This is a genomic window from Microbacterium algeriense (assembly GCF_008868005.1).
GTDB classification, from domain to species: domain Bacteria; phylum Actinomycetota; class Actinomycetes; order Actinomycetales; family Microbacteriaceae; genus Microbacterium; species Microbacterium algeriense.
The window spans coordinates 1,384,479-1,403,940 of the sequence record NZ_WAAO01000001.1 but is presented as its reverse complement, the minus strand read 5'-3'; the positions used below and the strand labels follow the sequence as shown (position 1 = coordinate 1,403,940).

Genomic DNA, 19,462 nt, shown 5'->3' with positions numbered 1-19,462 from the left:
GCTCCGCCTATTCCGCCGAATTCTCCCGGGCTGCAGCGTCCGCCGCGCCCGTTCCTGCTCTGTTCTTCTCGACCCAGCCCTCGACATTGCGCTGGGGTGCGACGGTCATGGCCAGGGCTCCGGCCGGGACGTCCTTGCGGACCACCGCGCCGGCGCCGGTCTTCGCGCCTGCACCAAGCCTAACGGGCGCCACGAGCACCGTGTGCGACCCGGTGTGCACCTCGTCGCCGATCTCGGTGCGGTGCTTGTGCACGTCGTCGTAGTTGGCGGTGATGGTGCTCGCGCCGAGGTTGACGCCGCGTCCGATCGTCGCGTCGCCGACGTACGACAGGTGCGGCACCTTGCTGCCCTCGCCGATCTCGGCGTTCTTCGTCTCGACGTAGGCGCCGATCTTGCCCTTCGCCCCCAGGACCGTGCCCGGCCGGAGGAACGAGAACGGGCCCACCGTGGCCTCCGCGCCGATCACCGCGAGCGTCGCGTCGGTGCGGCGCACGACCGCGTCCTCCCCGACCTCGCAGTCCACGAGCGTCGTGTCGGGGCCGATGATCGCTCCGGGAGCGACGACGGTGGCCCGCAGGATCTGCGTGTTCGGGAGGATCGTCACGTCGGGCGAGAGCTTCGCGTCGTCATCGATCCAGGTGGTGGCCGGGTCGATCACGGTGACGCCTTCGAGCTGCCACCGGCGCACGATGCGCTGGTTGAGCAGACGGCCGACCTCGGCCAGCTGCGCGCGGTCGTTGACGCCGTAGGTGACGGTGACATCGGAGACGACGGAGGCGGCCACGCGGTCGCCGTCGCGCCGGAGCATCCCCGGCACATCGGTCAGGTACATCTCCCCCTGCGCGTTGTCGACGCCCACCTGCGGCAGGTAGGTGCGCAGCGTCTCGGCGCGGAAGGCGTACATGCCGGCGTTGATCTCGCGGACCGCTGCCTCCTCGGCGCTGGCATCCTTCTGCTCCACGACGCGGTCCACGCCGCCGTCGGCATCGCGGATGACCCTCCCGTAGCCGGTGGGGTCGTCGACCAGGGCCGTCATCAGCGTCGCGGGGGCGCCGGATTCCCGGTGCTCGGCGAGGAAGGCCGAGAGCGTGTCGGCGTCGGCCAGCGGGCAGTCGCCGGAGAGGACGAGCACATCACCGTCGAAGTCGGCGGGGAGAGCCTCCACGGCCACCTGGACCGCTCGACCCGTGCCGGGGATGTCGTCCTGATCGACGAACACCGCATCCGGATAGTCCTTCGCGAGGGCGGCGACCACCTGGTCGCGCTCGTGTCGCACGACCACCTCGATGTGCGCCGCCTGCAGCCGTGCCGCGGTGGTGAGCACGTGTCCGACGAGCGGACGCCCGCCGATCGGGTGCAGCACCTTGGGCAGGCGCGACTTCATGCGCGTTCCCTGGCCGGCGGCGAGGACGACGATGGCGAGATTGTTCCCAGTCATGCTCCGCCGCCAGGACTCGAACCTAGACCTCACAGCTCCAAAGGCTGTCGTGCTGCCATTACACCACGGCGGACCGCGACCCCCGCGAGGACGTCGCGGGGACAAGTCTGCCATGTCACGGCCGGGGTTCTGCTGACGCCGCGACGCGTCATGCGTCGGAAACACCCCCTCTGGAATGCTGATGCCATGAGCATCGTGATCGAACGCGTCGACGCCGCCACGCCCGCACTCGCGGCGTTCCTGGTCGCCCATCATGCGGAACTGGAGCCCACGGCCCCCGCGGAGAGTCGTCATGCCCTGGACATCGAGCGCCTGCTCGCGCCGGGGGTGCGCCTGTTCGTCGGGTCCGTCGAGGGCGCCCCCGTCGCCACCGGCGCTCTCGCCGCGGTGGAGGACGGGCACGAGGAGCTGAAGTCGATGCGGATCGACCCCGCGCTGCGCGGACGGGGGCTGGGCCGATCGATGCTGGCCCATCTGCTCGCTGATGCGCAGACGCGGGGCATCCGCCGACTGTCGCTGGAGACGGGCAGCGCGGAGTTCTTCGTCCCCGCGCGATCCCTGTACGCCTCGGCGGGTTTCCGGGAGTCCGGCCCCTTCGGCCGCTATCGCGCCGATCCGCACAGCACGTTCATGACGCTGACGCTGCCCGCGTCGGTGCCGGAGACGCCGCACGCGGGATAATGATCGGATGAGCGAGGTGGATGAGGTCGACCGGATCGTCGGTGCGTGGAACACGCAGCGCCCTGACCTCGACTTCTCCCCCTTGGAGGTGCTGTCGCGGATGGACCGGCTCTCCCGCCACCTCGACCGGGCCCGTCGCGAGGTGTTCCGCCGCAGCGATCTCGAGCATTGGGAGTGGGACGTGCTGTCCGCGCTGCGCCGAGCGGGCGCGCCCTTCCAGCTCTCGCCCAAGCAGCTGCTGCAGCAGACCCTGGTCTCGAGCGGCACCATGACCAACCGGATCGATCGTCTCGTCGGACGCCGCTTCGTGCGCCGGGAAGCCGATCCCGGAGACGGGCGCAGCGTGCTGGTGACCCTCACCGACGACGGCCGGATGCGCGTGGACGCCGCCATCACCCGCCTGGTCGACGTCGAGGCCGATCTGCTCCAGGCTCTCTCGCGTGCCGACCGCGATCGCCTCGCCGGGCTGCTGCGCAAGCTCAGTCTGAGCTTCGACGCCTGAGCCCGACGGTGCTCAGCCGGCCGGCGCCAACAGCAGCCGCCGGTTCTTCTCCGGCACCCCGGCCGGAAGACCGGCGACGATCTCCGCGACGGTGACTCCGGCCAGAGACGCGCGCCAGGCTTCGTGAGCCCGCCGCATGACCGCGGCGAGCGCGCATGGTCGCGTGCAGTCCTCCGGCCGGGCGGCTCCCCGCCCCTGCTGGCGGATCTCCCGGCAGACGTAGGGATCGGCGGCGCCGTCGACGGCCACGACGAGGTCGAGGATGCTGATCCGCTCCGGCTCTCTCGCCAGCCGGAATCCGCCGCGCGGTCCGGTGCTACCGGTGAGCACTCCCGCGCGCACGAGCTTGGCCAGCTGCTTCGACAGGTAGGGACCCGGGACGCCGAAGTGCTCGGCCAGCTGCGCGCCGGAGACCGTGGTACCGGCGGGGAGTTGCGCGATCACCGTGACGGTGTGCAGCACCCACTCGGAGGTCTCCGGAAGTTTCATTTGCCCAGCCTAACCTCGGAGCCTTATTGTGGACATCTAATATCCATGATTAAGGAGGGGACATGCGCATCGCAGTGGCTGGCGGAACAGGACGGATCGGCGGGCTGGTCGTGACGGAGCTGACGCGCCGCGGACACGAGGCGGTGTCGCTGAGCCGCGGCGTCGGCATCGATCTCCTCACCGGGGTCGGGCTCCGCCAGCGCCTCGAAGGAGTGGACGCGGTGATCGACGCGACCAATCCGCCCGTCGCCGACATCGCCGAGGCCGAGCACGCCTTCGCGACGATCACCCGCAACCTCCTCACTGCGGAGACGGAGACGGGCGTGCGCCACCATGTCGCCCTGTCTATCGCCGCGCTCGACGCCGTCGCCGGCAACCCCCACTACTACGGCAAACGAGCGCAGGAGCGCGAGGTCGCCGCGGGGTCCGTCCCCTTCACGATCGTGCGGGCGACGCAGTTCCATGACTTCCCCGCGATGATCGCCGAATGGACCGTCGTCGACGGCGAGGCGATCGTCCCGCCGTTGCTGGTGCAGCCCATCGCCCCGGCGGACGTCGCCGCCGCACTCGTGGACACCGCCCTCGACGCGCCGCTCTCCGCATCGTTCGACATCGCCGGTCCGCGGACCGAGGACGCGGTCGACATGGCGCGGCGCACCTTCACCGCGCGAGGCACGGACCTCCCGCTGCGTGCCTCCTGGCAGGGTGCCGCCCTCGGCGTCGAATTCGCCGGCGAGGTCCTGATCCCCGCGCCGGGCACGCGCCTCGCGCCCACCTCGTTCGACGAGTGGCTCGCCGCCGGAGCGCGCTGACCGAGGACCACGGGGCGGCGGGTCGGCCGGCACACGTCGCCTAGGGTGGGAGGGTTCCTGTCGCGACCAGCGACCCTGTCCCCCGGAGGCCGATCGATGGGTATGCCCTCCCCGCTCCCGGTGCGCGACGGCGTCGGCGCCACGCGCCTGCACGTGCCGCTCACGGGCGAGTGGCCCACCGTGGCCGATTACATGATCGACCGGTTCTTCCACCTCGATCCCGATCGCCTGCGCGCCCGCTTCGACCGGGGCGAGATCGTGGCAGCGGACGGCTCCGCGGTGGCGCTCGACGCCCCGATCGGGAGCGTCGAGTTCATCTGGTACTACCGTGAGCCTCCCGCCGAGCAGCGCATCCCGTTCGAGATCGACGTCCTGCATCAGGACGACCACCTCCTCGTCGTCGACAAACCGCACTTCCTCCCCACCACTCCAGGCGGCCGGTACCTGCAGAACTCGGCGCTGGTGCGGCTGCGCAACCTGCTCGACAACCCGGAGCTGGCCCCGATGCACCGCCTGGATCGGGCCACAGCCGGCCTGCTCATGTTCTCCACGCGGCCGGCGACCAGAGGCGCCTACCAGCTCCTGTTCGAGAATCGCCAGGTGCGGAAGGTCTACGAGGCCGTCTCCGCCCGGCCCCAGAACTGGGACCCGTCGGCACTGCCGCTGGTGTACCGGAATCACATCGAGAAGCTGCGCGCTCAGGTGCGCGTCCAGGTCGACACCGAGCGCGAGCCGAACGCGGAGACCAGGGTGGAGCTCATCTCCGCCGACGACCGGGTCGTGCACACGCTGCTCCGCCCGCACAGCGGCAAGATGCACCAGCTGCGCGTGCACCTCGCCGCTCTCGGACTGGGGATCCTGAACGACCCCTTCTACCCCGTGCTGCACCCGGAGCAGCCGGACGACTTCGACCATCCGCTCCAGCTGCTCGCCCGCGAGCTGCGCTTCACCGACCCGCTCAGCGGCGAGGAGCGCGTGTTCCGCACGCGGCGGAGCCTCCAGGAGGCCCCGGCCGGAGGGACGCCCGTCAGCGGCGCATGACCTTGCGGGCGAGCCGCGTGCCGAGGAGCTGCACGAGATGGACGAAGACCACGATGAGGATGATGGCCGCCCACATGACGAGCGGCTCGAACTGCCGGAACCCGTAGATCTGCGCGAAGGCGCCGAGCCCGCCGCCGCCGATGAGTCCCGCCATCGCCGTCATGTCGATCAGGGCCACCACGATGAACGTGTAGCCCAGGATGAGCGGTCCCAGGGACTCGGGGATCGCGACCGTGAACAGGATCCGCCAGGGCCCCGCCCCCATGGCTCTGGCCGCCTCGATGACTCCCGGGGAAACGGACACCAGGTGCTGCTCCACGATGCGCCCGATCGCGAACGCCGCAGCCAGGCCGATGATGAACGCCCCGGCGGTGGTCCCGATGCCGCTGCCCACGACGAGCCGCGCGAACGGCTGGGCCACAGCCATGAAGATGACGAAGGGGATCGGACGGAAGAAGTTCACCGCGAAATTGATGAGGCCCGAGACGAAGCGGTTCGGCATCAGACCGCCGGGACGGGTCACGTACAGCAGCACGCCCACTGCCAGCCCGAGGATACCGCCGAGGACGAGCGCGAACGACGTCATGTACAGGGTCTCGAGCGCGGCCTGCCAGAACTCGGGCCACAGTTCGTTCAGCCGATCCATCAGCGGACCTCCTCTCCGGCGATGACGGTGACTTCGACCCGCTCAGCGATGCGCGCGAGTGCCTGGTCGATCGCCGCGCGGTCACCCCGGATGGCGAGCGTCAGGTGCCCGAAGGCGCGGCCGCGGATGTCGTTGATCCCGCCGTAGACGAGCTCGAAGTCGAGGCCGGCTGACGCGAGATCGAGGAAGACCTGAGCCTGGGACGAGTCCCCGTCGCGGAACGACAGCGTGACCAGACGGCCCGTGTGCCGGTCGCGCAGCACGGCGAGCTCCGACGGGGACGGGACCCCCTTCACCACCGTTCCGACGAACCGCTGCGACGCCGGGTTCTGCGGAGCGGAGAAGACGTCGAACACGTCGCCCTGCTCGATGACGCGGCCGTTCTCCATCACGGCGACCCGCGTCGCGATGGTCTGGATCACGTCCATCTCATGCGTGATCACCACGATCGTGACACCCTGTTCCTCGTTCACGCGCTTGAGCAGGTCGAGCACCTCATGCGTGGTCTGCGGGTCGAGCGCGCTGGTGGCTTCGTCGGCGAGGAGGATCGCCGGCTTGGTCGCGAGCGCGCGGGCGATGCCCACACGCTGCTTCTGCCCGCCGGACAGCTGCTCCGGATACGCCTTCGCCTTGTCCGAGAGCCCGACGAAGGAGAGCAGCTCCGTCACGCGGGCCTCGATGTCCGGCTTCGACCACCCTGCGAGCTTGAGCGGATAGGCGATGTTGGCCTTGACGCTGCGCGAGGAGAACAGGTTGAACTGCTGGAAGATCATCCCGATCCCGCCGCGAACCGGACGCAGTTCGCTCTCCTTCAGCGCCGTGATGTCGACGCCGTCGACAGTGATGGTGCCGTGCGTCGCGGGCTCGAGCGCGTTGATGAGACGCACGAGGGTCGACTTCCCGGCGCCGGAATAGCCGATGATGCCGAAGACGTCGCCCTTGTCGATCGAGAGGGTGACGTCATCCACGGCGACGATCTCACGATCGCCGTGGGCGCGGGCGGGATAGGTCTTGGAGACGTTCGTCAGGGTGACGATCGGCATGTGCTGCTCCGGTCTGGCTCTCGGGAAACGGAGAATCGGGCGGCGCGGGACGCGCCACCCGATTCTCCCTCATCGGACAGGGGGTGGGGTTCACCCCTCTGTCGTCTACTTCTCGGCGTCGGCGTCCTTCTGGACCTTCTCCAGCGAGGCGACGAGGTCCTCCACCGGGGTCTGCAGCGGCACGGCCGTGTCGCCCGACGACTCCATCAGACCGGCCTGCACGTCTTCGTTCGTCTGGAAGATCTCGACCAGCTTGAGGTACGTCTCGTTGTCGGCATCCTCGGCGCGCGCAGCGAAGATGTTCACGTACGGGAGGGCGTTCGGGTCTTCCGGGTCGTCCTGCGCGATCGCGTCGTCGAAGGTCAGCCCTGCATCCTCGACGAAATCGTTGTTGATGATCGCGGCCGCGACATCCGGGAGCGAGGTCGGGATGAGAGCGCCCTCGAGTGCGGTCACCTTCACCTTCGACTTGTCCGCATCGATGTCGGCGAGATCGGAGTACGGCGTGCCGCCGCTCTTGAGCTCGAGGAGGCCCGCCTGCTGCAGGACGTTGAGCGCGCGCGCCTGGTTCGAGGCGTCGTCCGGCACGGCGACCGTGTCGCCCTTCTTGATGTCGTCGACGTCGTCGTACTTCGTCGAGTACAGGCCGAGCGGGTAGATGGCGGTCGATCCGATGGGCGTGAGGTCGGAACCCGAGGCGTTGTTGTACTCCGCGAGGTAGACGATGTGCTGGAACTGGTTGAGGTCGATCTCGCCCTCGGTCAGCGCCGGGTTCGGCTGCTCATAGGAGCCGAAGTCGACGAGCTCGACCGTGATGCCCTCCTCCGCGGCCGCCTCGACGAAGGGCGCCCACTGCGCGTCGCCCTTCCCGACGACACCGATCTTGACGGTCTCGTTCCCGGAACCGCCGTCGCCGGAGCCGGCGTCGGTCGAGGTGGCGCACCCGGCGAGGGCGACGAAAAGCGGGACCGCGGCGAGCGCGGCGAGAACGGAGGTGGTGCGGCGTGACATGTGTAGGAGTTCCTCTCTTGGGGGACTCGAATACGTTAGGCAGGCTCGACCGTCCGCGCGGAATCGCGTCGTCACACGGCGTCACAGCCGTCCGATTCCTGCTAGTCGTAGTCCTCGATGCCCTGCAGGCGCACCTGCTCGAGATCGAGCCGGGCGGAGATCCTCCGGACCACGATGTCGTCGACGGTCCCCGAGCCTCGCAAGCCGAGCAGCACTTCGCGCTTGCGGTCGATGAGCGCGAGCTTGAGCCGCGTGTGCTCCTCGTGCCGGATGAGAGGCGAACGCTGTGCGAGGTCCACGTCCTCCGAGGTCGCGATCATCTGCAGCACGGTGCCGTCTGCGGAATCGTCCGTCGACACGGAGACACCGCCGTCCGCATCGCCGCCGTCTCCGCCGCCGATCCCGATGGGGTCCGGCTGGCCGAGCATCTCGTCGAGCGCGTCGGCCTCGGCGTCCACGAGAGCCTGCTCACGGGCGAGAGTGCGGGCGTTCGCGAATTCCAGGTTCTGATAGCCCTCGGCGCGCACCCGGTCGCGGACCTCCTGTCCGATGCCGTGCTCGGCTGCGAGGTCGTCGAGGGCGGCCAGCGCCGCACCGGAGATCGCCCGCTCGGCGAGCTCGTACTCCTCGGCTTCGGCGTGGTCGGCGGGGAAGCGTGCCCACCGTACGAGCGCAGGGAGGAAGGGGGCCTGAACGAGCAGGCTGAGCAGGATGACGCCCGCCGTCACGAAGACGATCTCGTCGCGTCCACCGACTCCGCCGCCCTCCGACAGGGAGGCGGGCACGGACAGGGCGATCGCGAGGGAGACGGCTCCCCTCATCCCGGCGATCGTGGAGACTGCCCGCGCCCTGGCTCGCGCACCGGGCGCCGGCCGCACCTCGGGTCGACGCTGGAACGGCGTGTTCATGAGCTGGAACACATACCGGACGACGAGCAGCGTCGCCCACACGGCGAGCGTGATCAGCACGAGACGACCGATCGCCGCGGCCGAGATCTCGTGGACGACGTACTGCACCTCGAGGCCGATGAGCACGAACAGAGCCCCGTTGAGCAGGAACACCCCGAACGGCCAGGCGGCATCGGCCTGCCTGCGAGAGGAGGCCGTGGTCACGCGCGGGGCGAACCACGCGACGATGAGACCGGCCACGACCACGGCCAGCACGCCGGACGCGTGCACGATCTCGGCGAGCAGGAAGGCCGTGAACGGGATCAGCAGCAGGGTCACATTGATCACGATCGTCGACGAGACCCGACGCAGGAGGAGGTATCCGAGCGCCGCGACGACGACGCCGGCGGCGACCCCGCCGACATACGAGATCAGCACGTCGACCGTCACCGACAGCGGGGTGATCTGGCCGCCGAGCGCGAGCGACACCGCGATGGCGTACAGGACGAGCGCCGTGCCGTCGTTGGTCAGGCTCTCGGCCTTGAGCTTCATGAACATGCGCCGCGGCAGCAGACGACCCAGTGCAGCGACGGCCGTGGCGTCCGGCGGGGCGACCGCCGCGCCGAGGATGAGCGCGATCTCCCATGGCATGCCGAAGAGCACTCCGATGCCGGCGACCGCGAACGCGGAGGCGACCACCAGCACCGTGCTCATCGGGAGGATGTATCGGAAGTCACGGCGGATCGACCGCAGCGATGTGGTCAGGCTCTCCCAGAAGAGCATCACGGGGAGGAACAGCAGCAGGACCGTCTCCGGGGGCAGCTGGACCTCGCGCAGCTGCGGCACGAAGCCGAGGAGCAGCCCGAAGATGACGAGGACGAGGGGCAGCGCGAGACGCACGCGCGGGGCGATCAGGGTTCCGACGAGGATCGTGAGTCCGAGCAGGACTGTTACTTCGAGGCCTTCCATCTCTACCTCCCAACAGCGGTAGGAGAAGGATATTCCTCCGTCAGCCGATCTCCTCGGTGAGTTCGAACCAGCGCAGCTCCAGCTCCTCGATCTCCGACTCCTGCGCGGCGATCGCCTTCATCTTCTCGCCGAGACCGGCGTAGTCGGCCTGGTCGTGATCGGCGAGGGCCCGCTTGGCCTGATCCACCTGCTGGCTCAGTTTCTGGATACGCCGCTCGAGCGCCGCCGCCTCTTTTTGCGCCGTGCGCAGCGCCGCACCGTCGAGCCCCTTCGCGGTCGCCGCGGCGGCGTTGTTCGCGGTGGCGGCGGCCGTCGCGCTCTGCTTGGTGGTCGAGGTCTCCTGGAGATGACGGAGTCGCAGGTACTCGTCGATGCCGCCGGGCAGATGCCGCAGGTGACCGTCGAGGATGGCGAACTGCTGGTCGGTGACGCGCTCCAGGAAGTAGCGGTCGTGACTCACGACCAGCAGGGTGCCCGACCAGTCGTCGAGGAGATCCTCGATCGCTGCGAGCATGTCGGTGTCCATGTCGTTGGTCGGCTCGTCGAGGATGAGCACGTTCGGCTGGTCGAGCAGCACGAGCAGCAGCTGCAGGCGTCGCTGCTGACCACCGGAGAGGTCCTTGACGGGCGTCGAGAGCTGTGCGGACGAGAAGCCCAGTCGTTCCAGCAGCTGGCCGGGGGTCAGATCCTGCGCCTTGGAACCCGCGCCGAGCGTGTACGACGTGCGCAGTCCCGAGATGACCACGCGCACCGGGTCGTTCCAGTGCTGCTCGAGCTCGTCGAGGCGCTGGGTGAGGGTCCGCACCTGCACGGTCTTCCCCCGCTTGACGCGCCCGGCGGTGGGTTCGACGGTGCCCGCGATGAGGCCGAGGAGGGTGGACTTGCCGGCGCCGTTGACGCCGAGGATGCCCGTGCGCTCCCCGGGGGCGATGCGCCATTCGACGTCCTTCAGCACGGTCTTCTCGCCGCGCCCGCCTCCCCCGGTCCCTGAGCCTCCCTGGGCCCCTGACCCTCCCTGGATCCCTGAGCCTCCCTGGGCCCCTGAGCCTCCCTGGGCCCCTGAGCCTCCCTGGGCCCCTGAGCCTCCCTGGGTCCCTGAGCCTCCCTGGGTCCCTGAGCCTCCCTGGGTCCCTGAGCCTCCCTGGGTCCCTGAGCTTGTCGAAGGGTACGTCACGCTGACGTCCAGCAGATCGACGACGTCCTTGCCGAGGCGCGAGACCGCGAGCGACTGCAGCGAGACCTTGTCGCGGATCTCGGGCACGTCGGCGATGAGCTCGTTGGCGGCGTCGATGCGGAACTTGGGCTTGGCGGTGCGGGCCGGGGCGCCGCGGCGGAGCCAGGCGAGTTCCTTCTTGGCGAGGTTCTGCCGCTTCGCCTCGGTCGCCGCAGCCATCCGGTCGCGCTCGACGCGCTGCAGGATGTATGCCGCGTAGCCGCCCTCGAAAGGCTCGACGATGCGGTCGTGCACCTCCCAGGTCTCGGTGCAGATCTCGTCGAGGAACCAGCGGTCGTGTGTCACGACCAGGAGAGCTCCCGCGTTCGGCGACCAGCGCTTCTTGAGGTGTCCGGCCAGCCAGGTGACGGCCTCGACGTCCAGGTGGTTGGTGGGCTCGTCGAGGGCGATGACGTCCCAGTCGCCGGTGAGGAGCTTCGCGAGCGAGACCCGGCGACGCTGACCGCCGCTGAGCGAGCCGATCTCCGCATCCCAGGGCAGATCGGCGAGGAGACCGTCGATGACGTCGCGGACGCGCGCGTCGCCGGCCCACTCGTATTCGGGCGTGTCCCCGACCACGGCGGCGCCGATGGTGAGGTCGTCGGGGAGGTTGTCGGCCTGGTCGAGCACGCCGATGCGGGTGCCGCCGCGGACGGTGACCCGTCCGGAGTCCGGCTGCTTCGTCCCGGCCAGCATGCCGAGGAGGCTCGACTTGCCGTCGCCGTTGCGGCCGACGATGCCGATGCGGTCCCCCTCTTCGATGCCGAGGGTCACGGAATCGAAGACGACCCTGGTCGGATATTCGAGATGGAGGGCCTCTGCCCCGAGAAGATGTGCCATATCCCTCCCAGGGTAGTCGCGCCGGGTCAGGCCGGCGGCGCGAGCTCAGACGAGCGACGGGGCGAACAGCTCGGGCAGCGCCGCGGTGAAGACCTCGAAGTGGCTGTACCAGACGGTGTGGGCCGCGCCGGGGATGCTGCGCACCGTCACTCCGTCGTGCTCGAACCGGCGGGCGTCCTCGTCGGCGACCCAGGCGCTGGGCTCGGCGCGCACCACGATCGAGCCCGGCGCGGCCGTCCAGTGGCCGTCCGCACCGCACGACACGGAGGCGGCGGTCGCAGGGTCGAAGCGCTCGGCGGCCCTGGCCTCCACGGCGGCGTCCTGGACCGAGTAGAAGGGCCGCAGCCGTCGGAGCTCGGTCGGCGACATCCGGGCGCGGCGATCGTGCTCGTACTGGGCGATGAGGTCCGCACGGTCGTGGCCGCCCTGCAGGGTGAGCGCCGCATCGACGTAGACCGCGAGACCGGGATCGAGGCGCGGCGCCGCGGCGGCGAGCACGGTCGCGCCGAAGGAGTGGCCGAGGGCGACGGCCAGGCGGTTGCAGCGGTCGAGGGAGGTCGTGCTCGCGGGAGGGAGTGCCGACGGCAGCGCCTGTGCCAGCGTCTCGACGACAGCGTCCGCCGCCGTCTCGATCGTGAGCCCCGGATCGCGGGCCGACAGCCCATGCCCCGGCAGATCGAGCGCGAGGACGCGGAATCCGCGTTCGACGAGCAACGGGACCACACGGTGCCAGCTCTCGGCGGATCCCATCATCCCGTGCAGCAGCACGGCGACGCGGTCGCCCTCCCCGGCTTCGATGACGTTCAGGAGCACCGGGCCAGTCAACCATGGCCGTTATCGTTTCGTGATCGGACTTTCGGCCAGACTCTCTCGAATCTTTGTTCGAATGTCGGTGGTCGGTGATGGACTGTGGTCATGACAGCACTGCTCGACGCGACCGACTCCCAGATGGCGATGCTCGCCGATCTGGTCGCCGGGCTCGAAGCTGCCGAGAAGACTCTGAGCAGCATGCAGGCGGCGCGCGACGGCCTCCTCGCCATGGCCGGGCGGCTGGCCGTCGAGATCGCCCGCGACGCGCGTGACCCCGATGGGGGCGACATGGCGATCCGCTCGGTGGCCGCCGAGATCGGGGCCGCGCAACGGGTCAGCGACCGGACGATCGAGCGGCGGATGTCCGATGCATCCTGGCTGGTCGATCGCTTCCCCGCCGTGTGGGCGGCGCAGGGACAGGGGCGCATCAGCGCCGCCCACTCGCGCCTGATCGTCGACGCCGGCGCGCACCTGGACGACAAGACCGACCGCGAGCGTTTCGCCGCCGAAGCGATCGCCCTGGCCGAGAGCGAGTCGCCCAATCGACTCCGGCGGCTCGTCCGTCGCCTCGCGGAACGGTTCCAGGAGCGGACGATCACCGAACGCCATCGAACCGCCCGCCGACAGCGCCGCGTCTGGATCACGGAACTCGACGACGGGATGGCCGATCTCCGTATGCGCGGTCCGGCGGCTCTGGTGCACGGCATGTACGATCGCCTGTCGCAGATGGCCCACGCAGTGCAGAAGGAGAACACGCAGCGCGCGAAGGCTGCCGCACGCGACGGCGGCGCCGATGCCGCGCCGCGCGATGAGCGGACGATCGATCAGCTGCGGGCTGACCTGCTGGCCGACCTGGTGCTCACCGGATCGCCCAGCGGGCACGACACGGCAGACGGCCTGCTCGGAGCGATCCAGGCGCGGATCGAGATCACGGTTCCCGCGTTCGCCCTCATGACCGACGACGGTGCGGCCGGTACGGAAACGCCCGCTGAACTCGACGGAGTGGCACCGATGGACGCCGAGACGGCACGCCGCTTCGCCTGCGCCGCGTCCGGATGGAACCGGCTGCTCACGCATCCGATCAGCGGAGCGGTGCTCGCGGTCGACCGCTACCGCCCCAGCGAAGAACTGCGTCGGCACCTCCGAGCCCGAGATCAACACTGCCGCTTCCCCGGGTGCGGGATCGCGGCGCGGAAGTGCGACCTCGATCACAACCACGACGCGGCGACCGGCGGCCCGACCGTCCACACGAATCTGTCCACGTTCTGTCGCAGGCACCACATGCTCAAGCACCACTCCCCCTGGCACGTCACGCAGCGGAAGGGCGGAGTGCTGGAGTGGACGAGTCCGACCGGACGCGTGTACATCGACCACCCGCCGCCCCCGAACACGGTCGTCTTCACTGATTCCGAGCCCTCTCCGTTCTGAGCCCCGCCGACGCCCGCACCCGCCGCCGACGCCCCGCGCGGTCCCGGATAGAGTGGCGTCATGTCGAGTCCCGAGTCAGACAGAGCAGGGGTTGCCGGTCCCACCGCCAACCCCGTGAACCACTAGTCGCGCCTCCCGCCGTCCGAGCGGGAGCCTGCTCGGCGAATCCGGGCACTGGCCGTGGTGACGAGAAGACCCCTTCTTGATCCTTCACCTCGGAGTACTCGATGCCTCACACCCTCTATCTGCTCGCCCTGGCGGTCTTCGTCATGGGCACCTCGGAATTCATGCTCGCGGGACTCCTCCCCGCCATCTCGGCCGAGCTCGACGTCACGCTCGGCGCCGCCGGGCTGCTCACCTCGGCCCTCGCCGTCGGCATGATCGTCGGCGCACCCGCCATGGCGGCGTTCGCACGCCGTTGGCCGCCGCGGCTGACCCTGATCCTCTGCCTGCTCGTGTTCGCGGTGGCGCACGTGATCGGCGCGATCACGCCGTCCTTCGATGTGCTCCTCCTCACACGGGTGGTCAGCGCCGTGGCGAACGCCGGCTTCCTCGCGGTCGCCCTGACCACAGCCACGGCGCTGGTGCCGTCCGACCGGAAGGGACGCGCCCTGTCGATCCTGCTCTCCGGAACGACCGTCGCGACCGTCGCCGGGGTTCCGGCCGGAGCGCTGCTCGGCACGGCGATGGGCTGGCGGGCGACGTTCTGGGCGATCGCCGCGCTGGGCGTCCTCGCGCTTCTCGGCCTCGCGCGGGGCATCTCGCACGACCGCAGCGACGCCGGCCACACGGGCACCGCGTCCCCGCCGCTCGGGGCGGAGTTGCGGATCCTGGCGACGCCGCGCCTCCTCCTCACGATGGTGGTCGGGGCGCTCATCAACGGAGGAACGTTCGCGGCCTTCACCTTCCTCGCTCCGGTCGTGACCGGGGTCGCCGGGCTCGGCGAGGCGTGGGTCTCAGGGGCGCTGGTCCTGTTCGGCGCCGGATCCTTCCTCGGCGTCACGGTCGCCGGCCGCCTCTCCGACCGTCGGCCGGGGGTGGTGCTCGCGGTCGGCGGCCCGCTGCTGCTCGCGAGCTGGATCGTAGCGAGCGCCGTCGCGTCGCACCCCGTCGCGCTGCTGGCGTCGGTCTTCGTGCAGGGCGTCCTGTCCTTCGGCGTCGGCAGCACCGTCATCGCACGCGTGCTGTACGCCGCCTCCGGTGCCCCGACGATGGGCGGCTCCTACGCCACGGCGGCACTGAACACCGGCGCCGCCCTCGGTCCGGTGCTCGGAGCTCTCGCGCTCGCCGACGGGGCGGGGCCCCTCGCGCCGTTCAGCGTCGCCGCCGCGCTCACGGCGAGCGCGCTCCTGCTGCTGCTGGTGTTCCGACGCACGCTCGCGCCGACAGCATGAGACGAGCCGTCCGGACCCGAGGGTCCGGACGGCTCGTCCGTCAGAGCGGCGCTGTGCCGCGCGATGCTGCGACTGTTACTGGTACGACTTCACGATCTCGAGAAGGCTCGGGACGTTGGCGTAGGCCTCGGCCGCGTTCTCCTTGGTCACGATGACCGGGGGCAGCAGGTAGGCCGGGACGACCTTCTTGCCGTTGTCGTACTGGTCCTCGTCGTTGACGTCGACCTCCTCGCCCTTCTGGAGCTGGCCGACCATCTTGATGGCCTGCTCCACGAGCAGCGCGGTGTCCTTGTTGATCGTGGAGTACTGGACGCCCTCCATGATCGACTTCACGGACTCGACCTCGGAGTCCTGACCGGTGACGACCGGCACGGGCTTTCCGGCCTGCTGCGCCGAGGTGATGATGGCGCGAGCGAGCGTGTCGTTCGGGGACAGGACGCCGTCGAGCGTCTCCGAGCCGTAGCTGGACGTGAGGATCGAGTCCATGCGACGCTGGGCGTTCTCCGGCTTCCAGCCCTCGGTCGCCGTCTGAGAGATCTCGGTCTGGCCGGAGACGACCTTCAGCGTGCCGTCGTCGATCTTCGGCTGCAGCACCTCCATCGCCCCGTTGAAGAACACGGCCGAGTTGGCGTCGTCGGGCGAGCCCGAGAACAGCTCGACGTTGTACGGCGCCTCGTGGCCTGCGCGCTCGGCGAGACCGTCGAGCAGCGCCTGGCCCTGGAGCTTGCCGACCTCGAAGTTGTCGAAGGCGACGTAGTAGTCCACGGCGTCGGTGTTCTCGATCAGGCGGTCGTACGCGATGACCGCGACGCCGGCGTCACGGGCGGCCTCGACCTGCGTGGTCAGCTGCTTGCCGTCCTTGGCACCGATGATGATGACCTTGGCGCCACCGGTGACCATGGCCTGGATCTGGTTCTGCTGCTCGGCGACGGTGTTGCTGGCCGGGGCGTACTGCACGTCCGCCTTGAAGCCGGCCTCCTCGAGACCGTCGGTGAACAGCTGACCGGCCAGGACCCAGTTCTCCGAGGTCTTGTCCGGGAGGGCGACACCGATCGTCGCGTCGGCGGCGAAGCCCTTGGCCTCGTCCCCCGATCCCGAGCCGGTGTCACCGCCGCGCTCCGAGGAGCAGCCGGTGAGGGCGAAGGCGCCCGCGACGACAAGCGCTGTCGCCGACAGAAGGATCTTCTTCATGTGATCTCTTTCTCTGGTGTGTGAAGTCTCGACGCGTGTGCGGTGCGCGGCTCGACCCCTACTTTCCGCGCGTCTCTTCGACGGCGGGGGCTTCGTACTTCTGACTGGTGGGATAGTTCGCCTTGGTCGGGTCGAACGTGTCGGTCGCCGGATCCTGCTTGCGACCGAGGCGGCGGGTGAGGAATCCGATGATCGAGGGGCGGCCCTGCTGCTTGTTCCAGACGTCGACACCGACCGCGAACAGCAGCACGAGACCCTTGATCATCGACACCACGTCGGCTCCGGCGCCGAGCAGTGCGAGACCGTTGTTCAGGAACGCCATCACGAGACCACCGATGATCGATCCGATCACCGTGCCGATGCCGCCGGAGACGGCCGCGCCACCGATGAAGACGGAGGCGATCGCGTCGAGCTCCCAGCCGTTGCCGTCCTGCGGTCCGGATGCCGTGGCGCGGGCGACGTAGATCATGCCGGCGAGCGAGGCGAGCACGGACATGTTCATCATCACGAAGAAGTCGACCCAGCGGTCCTTCACACCCGACAGGCGCGCGGCCTGGCGGTTGCCGCCGACCGCGTAGATGTGGCGGCCGAAGACGGTGTTGTTCGTGATGAACGAGTACAGGATGACGAGGGCGAGGAGGATGACGCCCGAGATCGGGAAGCTCGTGCCCTCGCGTCCCGTGGCGAAGAGCCATCCGGCGACGAGGATGACGGCCGAGATCAGCACGACCTTCGTCACGCTCACCCACAGCGGCGCCATGTCGGCGCCCATGCGGCGCTGGATGCGGCGGGTGCGGATCTCCCAGAACACGATCCACGCGGCACCGGCGAGCGCCAGCAGCATGGTCGGGATGTTGAACGGCAGCGGCAGGGCGATCTCCGGCAGGTAACCGGCGCCGATCACCTTGAAGCCCTCGGGCACGGGGACGGACTGCGAGTCGCCGACCCACTGGTTCGCCCCGCGGAAGAACAGCATGCCCGCGAGGGTCACGATGAACGCGGGCACCCCGACGTAGGCGACCCAGAACCCCTGCCAGGCACCCACGAGCACGCCGACGCCCAGGCCGAGCAGCACGCCGAGCGGCCAGGGGAGGTTCCAGTCGGCCATGGCCTTCGCGACCACGATGCCGGTGAACGCGGCGACCGAGCCGACCGAGAGGTCGATGTGTCCCATGATGATGACCATCACCATGCCGATCGCGAGGATCAGGATGTAGGAGTACTGGTTGACGACGTTGATCAGGTTGCCCGAGGAGAGCGTCAGGCCGGTGCCCTTGACGATCCAGGTCAGCACCTGGAACACGACCAGGATCACGACGAGGCTGCCGAGGATGCCGAACTGACGGAGGGTCGACTGCCCTCCCCCGAACATCTTCGTGATGTCCTTGAAGTGGAAGCCGCGCTTCGCGGTCGTGGTGTCGGTGGTCATGCGGATGCTTTCTGGGTCGCGGAGGTCATGCTGCGCATGAGGTCCTCGGGTGTCGCCTGGTCGGCCGGGATGCAGTCGGTGACCCGACCTTCGAAGACGGTGTAGATGCGGTCGGAGATGCCGAGCAGCTCGGGCAGTTCGCTGGAGATGACGATGACGCCCTTGCCCTGCGCGGCGAGCTCGTTGATGATCGCGTAGATCTCGTACTTGGCGCCCACGTCGATGCCGCGGGTCGGTTCGTCGAGGATCAGCAGGTCGGGGTCGGTGAACATCCACTTCGCCAGCACGACCTTCTGCTGGTTGCCGCCGGACAGCTTGCCGACGCCCTCTTCGACCGACGGGGTCTTGATGCGCAGCGTCTTGCGGTACGCCTCCGCGACCGCGAACTCCTCGCGGGAGTCGACCACGCCGCGCTTGGCGATCTTCGACAGCTTCGCCGCCACGATCGAGCGCTTGATCGTGTCGAGCAGGTTGAGCCCCAGCACCTTGCGGTCCTCGCTCACGTAGGCGAGACCGTGCTTGATCGCCGCGGAGACATCGTGCAGGGCGACCTCCTGGCCGTCCTTGATCATGGTGCCGGAGAGGAACGTGCCGTACGACCGACCGAAGATGCTCATCGCGAACTCGGTGCGCCCGGCGCCCATGAGACCGGCGATGCCGACGACCTCGCCGCGTCGGACGTTGATGCTCGATCCCTTGACGACCATGCGCTCGGGCACGGTCGGATGCTGCACCCACCAGTCCTTGACCTCGAAGAACACCTCGCCGATCTCGGGCGTGCGATCCGGGTAGCGGCTCTCGAGGGAGCGACCGACCATGCCGCGGATGATGCGGTCCTCGTTGATCTCACCGCGCGAGATGTCGAGCGTCTCGACCGTGCGGCCGTCGCGGATGATCGTGATCTCGTCGGCGATCTGCTCGATCTCGTTGAGCTTGTGGCTGATCATGATCGACGCGATGCCCTTGGCCTTGAGTCCGAGGATCAGGTCGAGCAGGTGCTGCGAGTCGTTCTCGTTGAGGGCCGCGGTCGGCTCATCGAGGATGAGGAGCCGGACGTCCTTGTTGAGCGCCTTCGCGATCTCGATCAGCTGCTGCTTTCCGACGCCGAGGGTCTTGATCTGCACGTCCGGGTCCTCGCTGAGGCCCACACGGGCGAGCAGCTCGATCGTCCGCTCCTTCTGCGCCTGCCAGTCGATGCGCCCCAGGTGCTGGATCTCGTTTCCGAGGAAGATGTTCTCGGTGATCGAGAGCTCCGGGATCAGCGCGAGCTCCTGGTGGATGATCGCGATCCCCGCCTGCTCGCTGGCGACGATGTCCTTGAAGCGCTGCTCCTCGCCGTACAGCAGGATCTCTCCGTCATACGTCCCGTAGGGGTACACCCCGGACAGGACCTTCATCAGCGTCGACTTCCCCGCACCGTTCTCGCCGCAGATCGCATGGATCTCGCCGGCGCGGACGGTGATGGAGACGTCGGCGAGCGCCTTGACACCCGGGAACTCCTTGGTGATGCGACGCATCTCCAGGATCGGGCCAGACACGGTAGGCAACGTTGCTGTGGTGCTCACGGATCTTCCTCGCGACGTGCGGTCACCTTCGATGTGACCGTTCACATCGATATATCGTCGTCTTCCGGACGGA

At 69.1% G+C, this 19,462-nt stretch carries 17 protein-coding genes and 1 tRNA gene; 6 read left to right on the top strand and 12 right to left on the bottom strand.

Translation table 11 applies throughout. From position 1 onward, the window contains the following. Positions 1–7: 7 nt before the first annotated feature. Both glmU and F6A08_RS06925 read right to left on the bottom strand, forming a co-directional pair. A complete protein-coding gene (gene glmU, locus F6A08_RS06930) occupies positions 8–1,438 on the bottom strand; it encodes a bifunctional UDP-N-acetylglucosamine diphosphorylase/glucosamine-1-phosphate N-acetyltransferase GlmU (protein ID WP_124896012.1) in 1,431 nt (476 codons plus the stop codon). 1 nt (position 1,439) lies between these two features. Beyond that, positions 1,440–1,511 (bottom strand) — tRNA-Gln (locus F6A08_RS06925). 113 nt (positions 1,512–1,624) lie between these two features. Between F6A08_RS06925 and F6A08_RS06920 the strand changes: the two genes are divergently transcribed. Then, positions 1,625–2,119, top strand: a complete 495-nt coding sequence (locus tag F6A08_RS06920) for a GNAT family N-acetyltransferase (RefSeq protein ID WP_124896013.1) — start codon at positions 1,625–1,627, stop codon at positions 2,117–2,119. Positions 2,120–2,126: 7 nt separating this feature from the next. After that, positions 2,127–2,621 carry a MarR family winged helix-turn-helix transcriptional regulator gene (locus F6A08_RS06915; RefSeq protein ID WP_017202567.1) on the top strand — a complete coding sequence of 165 codons (495 nt, stop codon included), beginning with the start codon at positions 2,127–2,129 and terminating at the stop codon, positions 2,619–2,621. 12 nt (positions 2,622–2,633) lie between these two features. Here the strand turns inward: F6A08_RS06915 and F6A08_RS06910 are convergent, their stop codons facing one another. Then, positions 2,634–3,110 carry an RrF2 family transcriptional regulator gene (locus F6A08_RS06910; RefSeq protein WP_124896014.1) on the bottom strand — a complete coding sequence of 159 codons (477 nt, stop codon included), beginning with the start codon at positions 3,108–3,110 and terminating at the stop codon, positions 2,634–2,636. A gap of 62 nt (positions 3,111–3,172) precedes the next feature. On the opposite strand from F6A08_RS06910, the gene F6A08_RS06905 reads away from it, so the two are divergent. Both F6A08_RS06905 and F6A08_RS06900 read left to right on the top strand, forming a co-directional pair. Continuing rightward, entirely contained in the window at positions 3,173–3,922 is a 750-nt protein-coding gene (locus F6A08_RS06905; protein WP_151458993.1) for an SDR family oxidoreductase, read from the top strand. 102 nt (positions 3,923–4,024) lie between these two features. Then, a complete protein-coding gene (locus F6A08_RS06900) occupies positions 4,025–4,963 on the top strand; it encodes a pseudouridine synthase (protein ID WP_206427165.1) in 939 nt (312 codons plus the stop codon). Here F6A08_RS06900 and F6A08_RS06895 read toward each other — a convergent pair. The 6 genes from F6A08_RS06895 to F6A08_RS06870 form a co-directional block, all read right to left on the bottom strand. Next, entirely contained in the window at positions 4,950–5,609 is a 660-nt protein-coding gene (locus F6A08_RS06895) for a methionine ABC transporter permease (protein WP_017202571.1), read from the bottom strand. The genes F6A08_RS06900 and F6A08_RS06895 overlap by 14 nt on opposite strands. Further along, positions 5,609–6,652 (bottom strand): methionine ABC transporter ATP-binding protein, encoded by a 1,044-nt coding sequence (locus tag F6A08_RS06890; RefSeq protein WP_151458992.1) that lies wholly within the window; start codon positions 6,650–6,652, stop codon positions 5,609–5,611. The genes F6A08_RS06895 and F6A08_RS06890 overlap by 1 nt, the downstream gene beginning before the upstream one ends. A 105-nt stretch (positions 6,653–6,757) precedes the next feature. After that, positions 6,758–7,663, bottom strand: coding sequence for a MetQ/NlpA family ABC transporter substrate-binding protein (locus F6A08_RS06885; RefSeq protein WP_151458991.1), 906 nt, complete (start codon positions 7,661–7,663; stop codon positions 6,758–6,760). Between the two features lie 101 nt (positions 7,664–7,764). Continuing rightward, entirely contained in the window at positions 7,765–9,519 is a 1,755-nt protein-coding gene (locus F6A08_RS06880; RefSeq protein WP_124896018.1) for a Na+/H+ antiporter, read from the bottom strand. Between the two features lie 40 nt (positions 9,520–9,559). Next, positions 9,560–11,572, bottom strand: a complete 2,013-nt coding sequence (locus tag F6A08_RS17760; protein ID WP_225855764.1) for an ABC-F family ATP-binding cassette domain-containing protein — start codon at positions 11,570–11,572, stop codon at positions 9,560–9,562. Between the two features lie 45 nt (positions 11,573–11,617). Beyond that, positions 11,618–12,385 carry an alpha/beta fold hydrolase gene (locus F6A08_RS06870; protein WP_151458990.1) on the bottom strand — a complete coding sequence of 256 codons (768 nt, stop codon included), beginning with the start codon at positions 12,383–12,385 and terminating at the stop codon, positions 11,618–11,620. A 102-nt stretch (positions 12,386–12,487) separates the two neighbouring features. Between F6A08_RS06870 and F6A08_RS06865 the strand changes: the two genes are divergently transcribed. Next, entirely contained in the window at positions 12,488–13,810 is a 1,323-nt protein-coding gene (locus tag F6A08_RS06865) for an HNH endonuclease signature motif containing protein (protein ID WP_151458989.1), read from the top strand. Positions 13,811–14,037: 227 nt separating this feature from the next. Beyond that, entirely contained in the window at positions 14,038–15,204 is a 1,167-nt protein-coding gene (locus F6A08_RS06860) for a Cmx/CmrA family chloramphenicol efflux MFS transporter (protein WP_151458988.1), read from the top strand. Between the two features lie 75 nt (positions 15,205–15,279). On the opposite strand, the gene F6A08_RS06855 is transcribed toward F6A08_RS06860, so the two are convergent. The 3 genes from F6A08_RS06855 to mmsA are packed head-to-tail and all read right to left on the bottom strand — an operon-like array spanning position 15,280 to position 19,362. Further along, positions 15,280–16,395: a substrate-binding domain-containing protein gene (locus tag F6A08_RS06855; RefSeq protein ID WP_124896023.1), complete on the bottom strand. Its 1,116-nt coding sequence runs from the start codon at positions 16,393–16,395 to the stop codon at positions 15,280–15,282. Between the two features lie 58 nt (positions 16,396–16,453). Continuing rightward, entirely contained in the window at positions 16,454–17,824 is a 1,371-nt protein-coding gene (mmsB, locus tag F6A08_RS06850) for a multiple monosaccharide ABC transporter permease (protein ID WP_017202582.1), read from the bottom strand. Beyond that, positions 17,821–19,362 carry a multiple monosaccharide ABC transporter ATP-binding protein gene (gene mmsA / locus F6A08_RS06845; protein WP_017202583.1) on the bottom strand — a complete coding sequence of 514 codons (1,542 nt, stop codon included), beginning with the start codon at positions 19,360–19,362 and terminating at the stop codon, positions 17,821–17,823. Before mmsA ends, mmsB begins: the two co-directional genes overlap by 4 nt. Positions 19,363–19,462 lie beyond the last annotated feature (100 nt).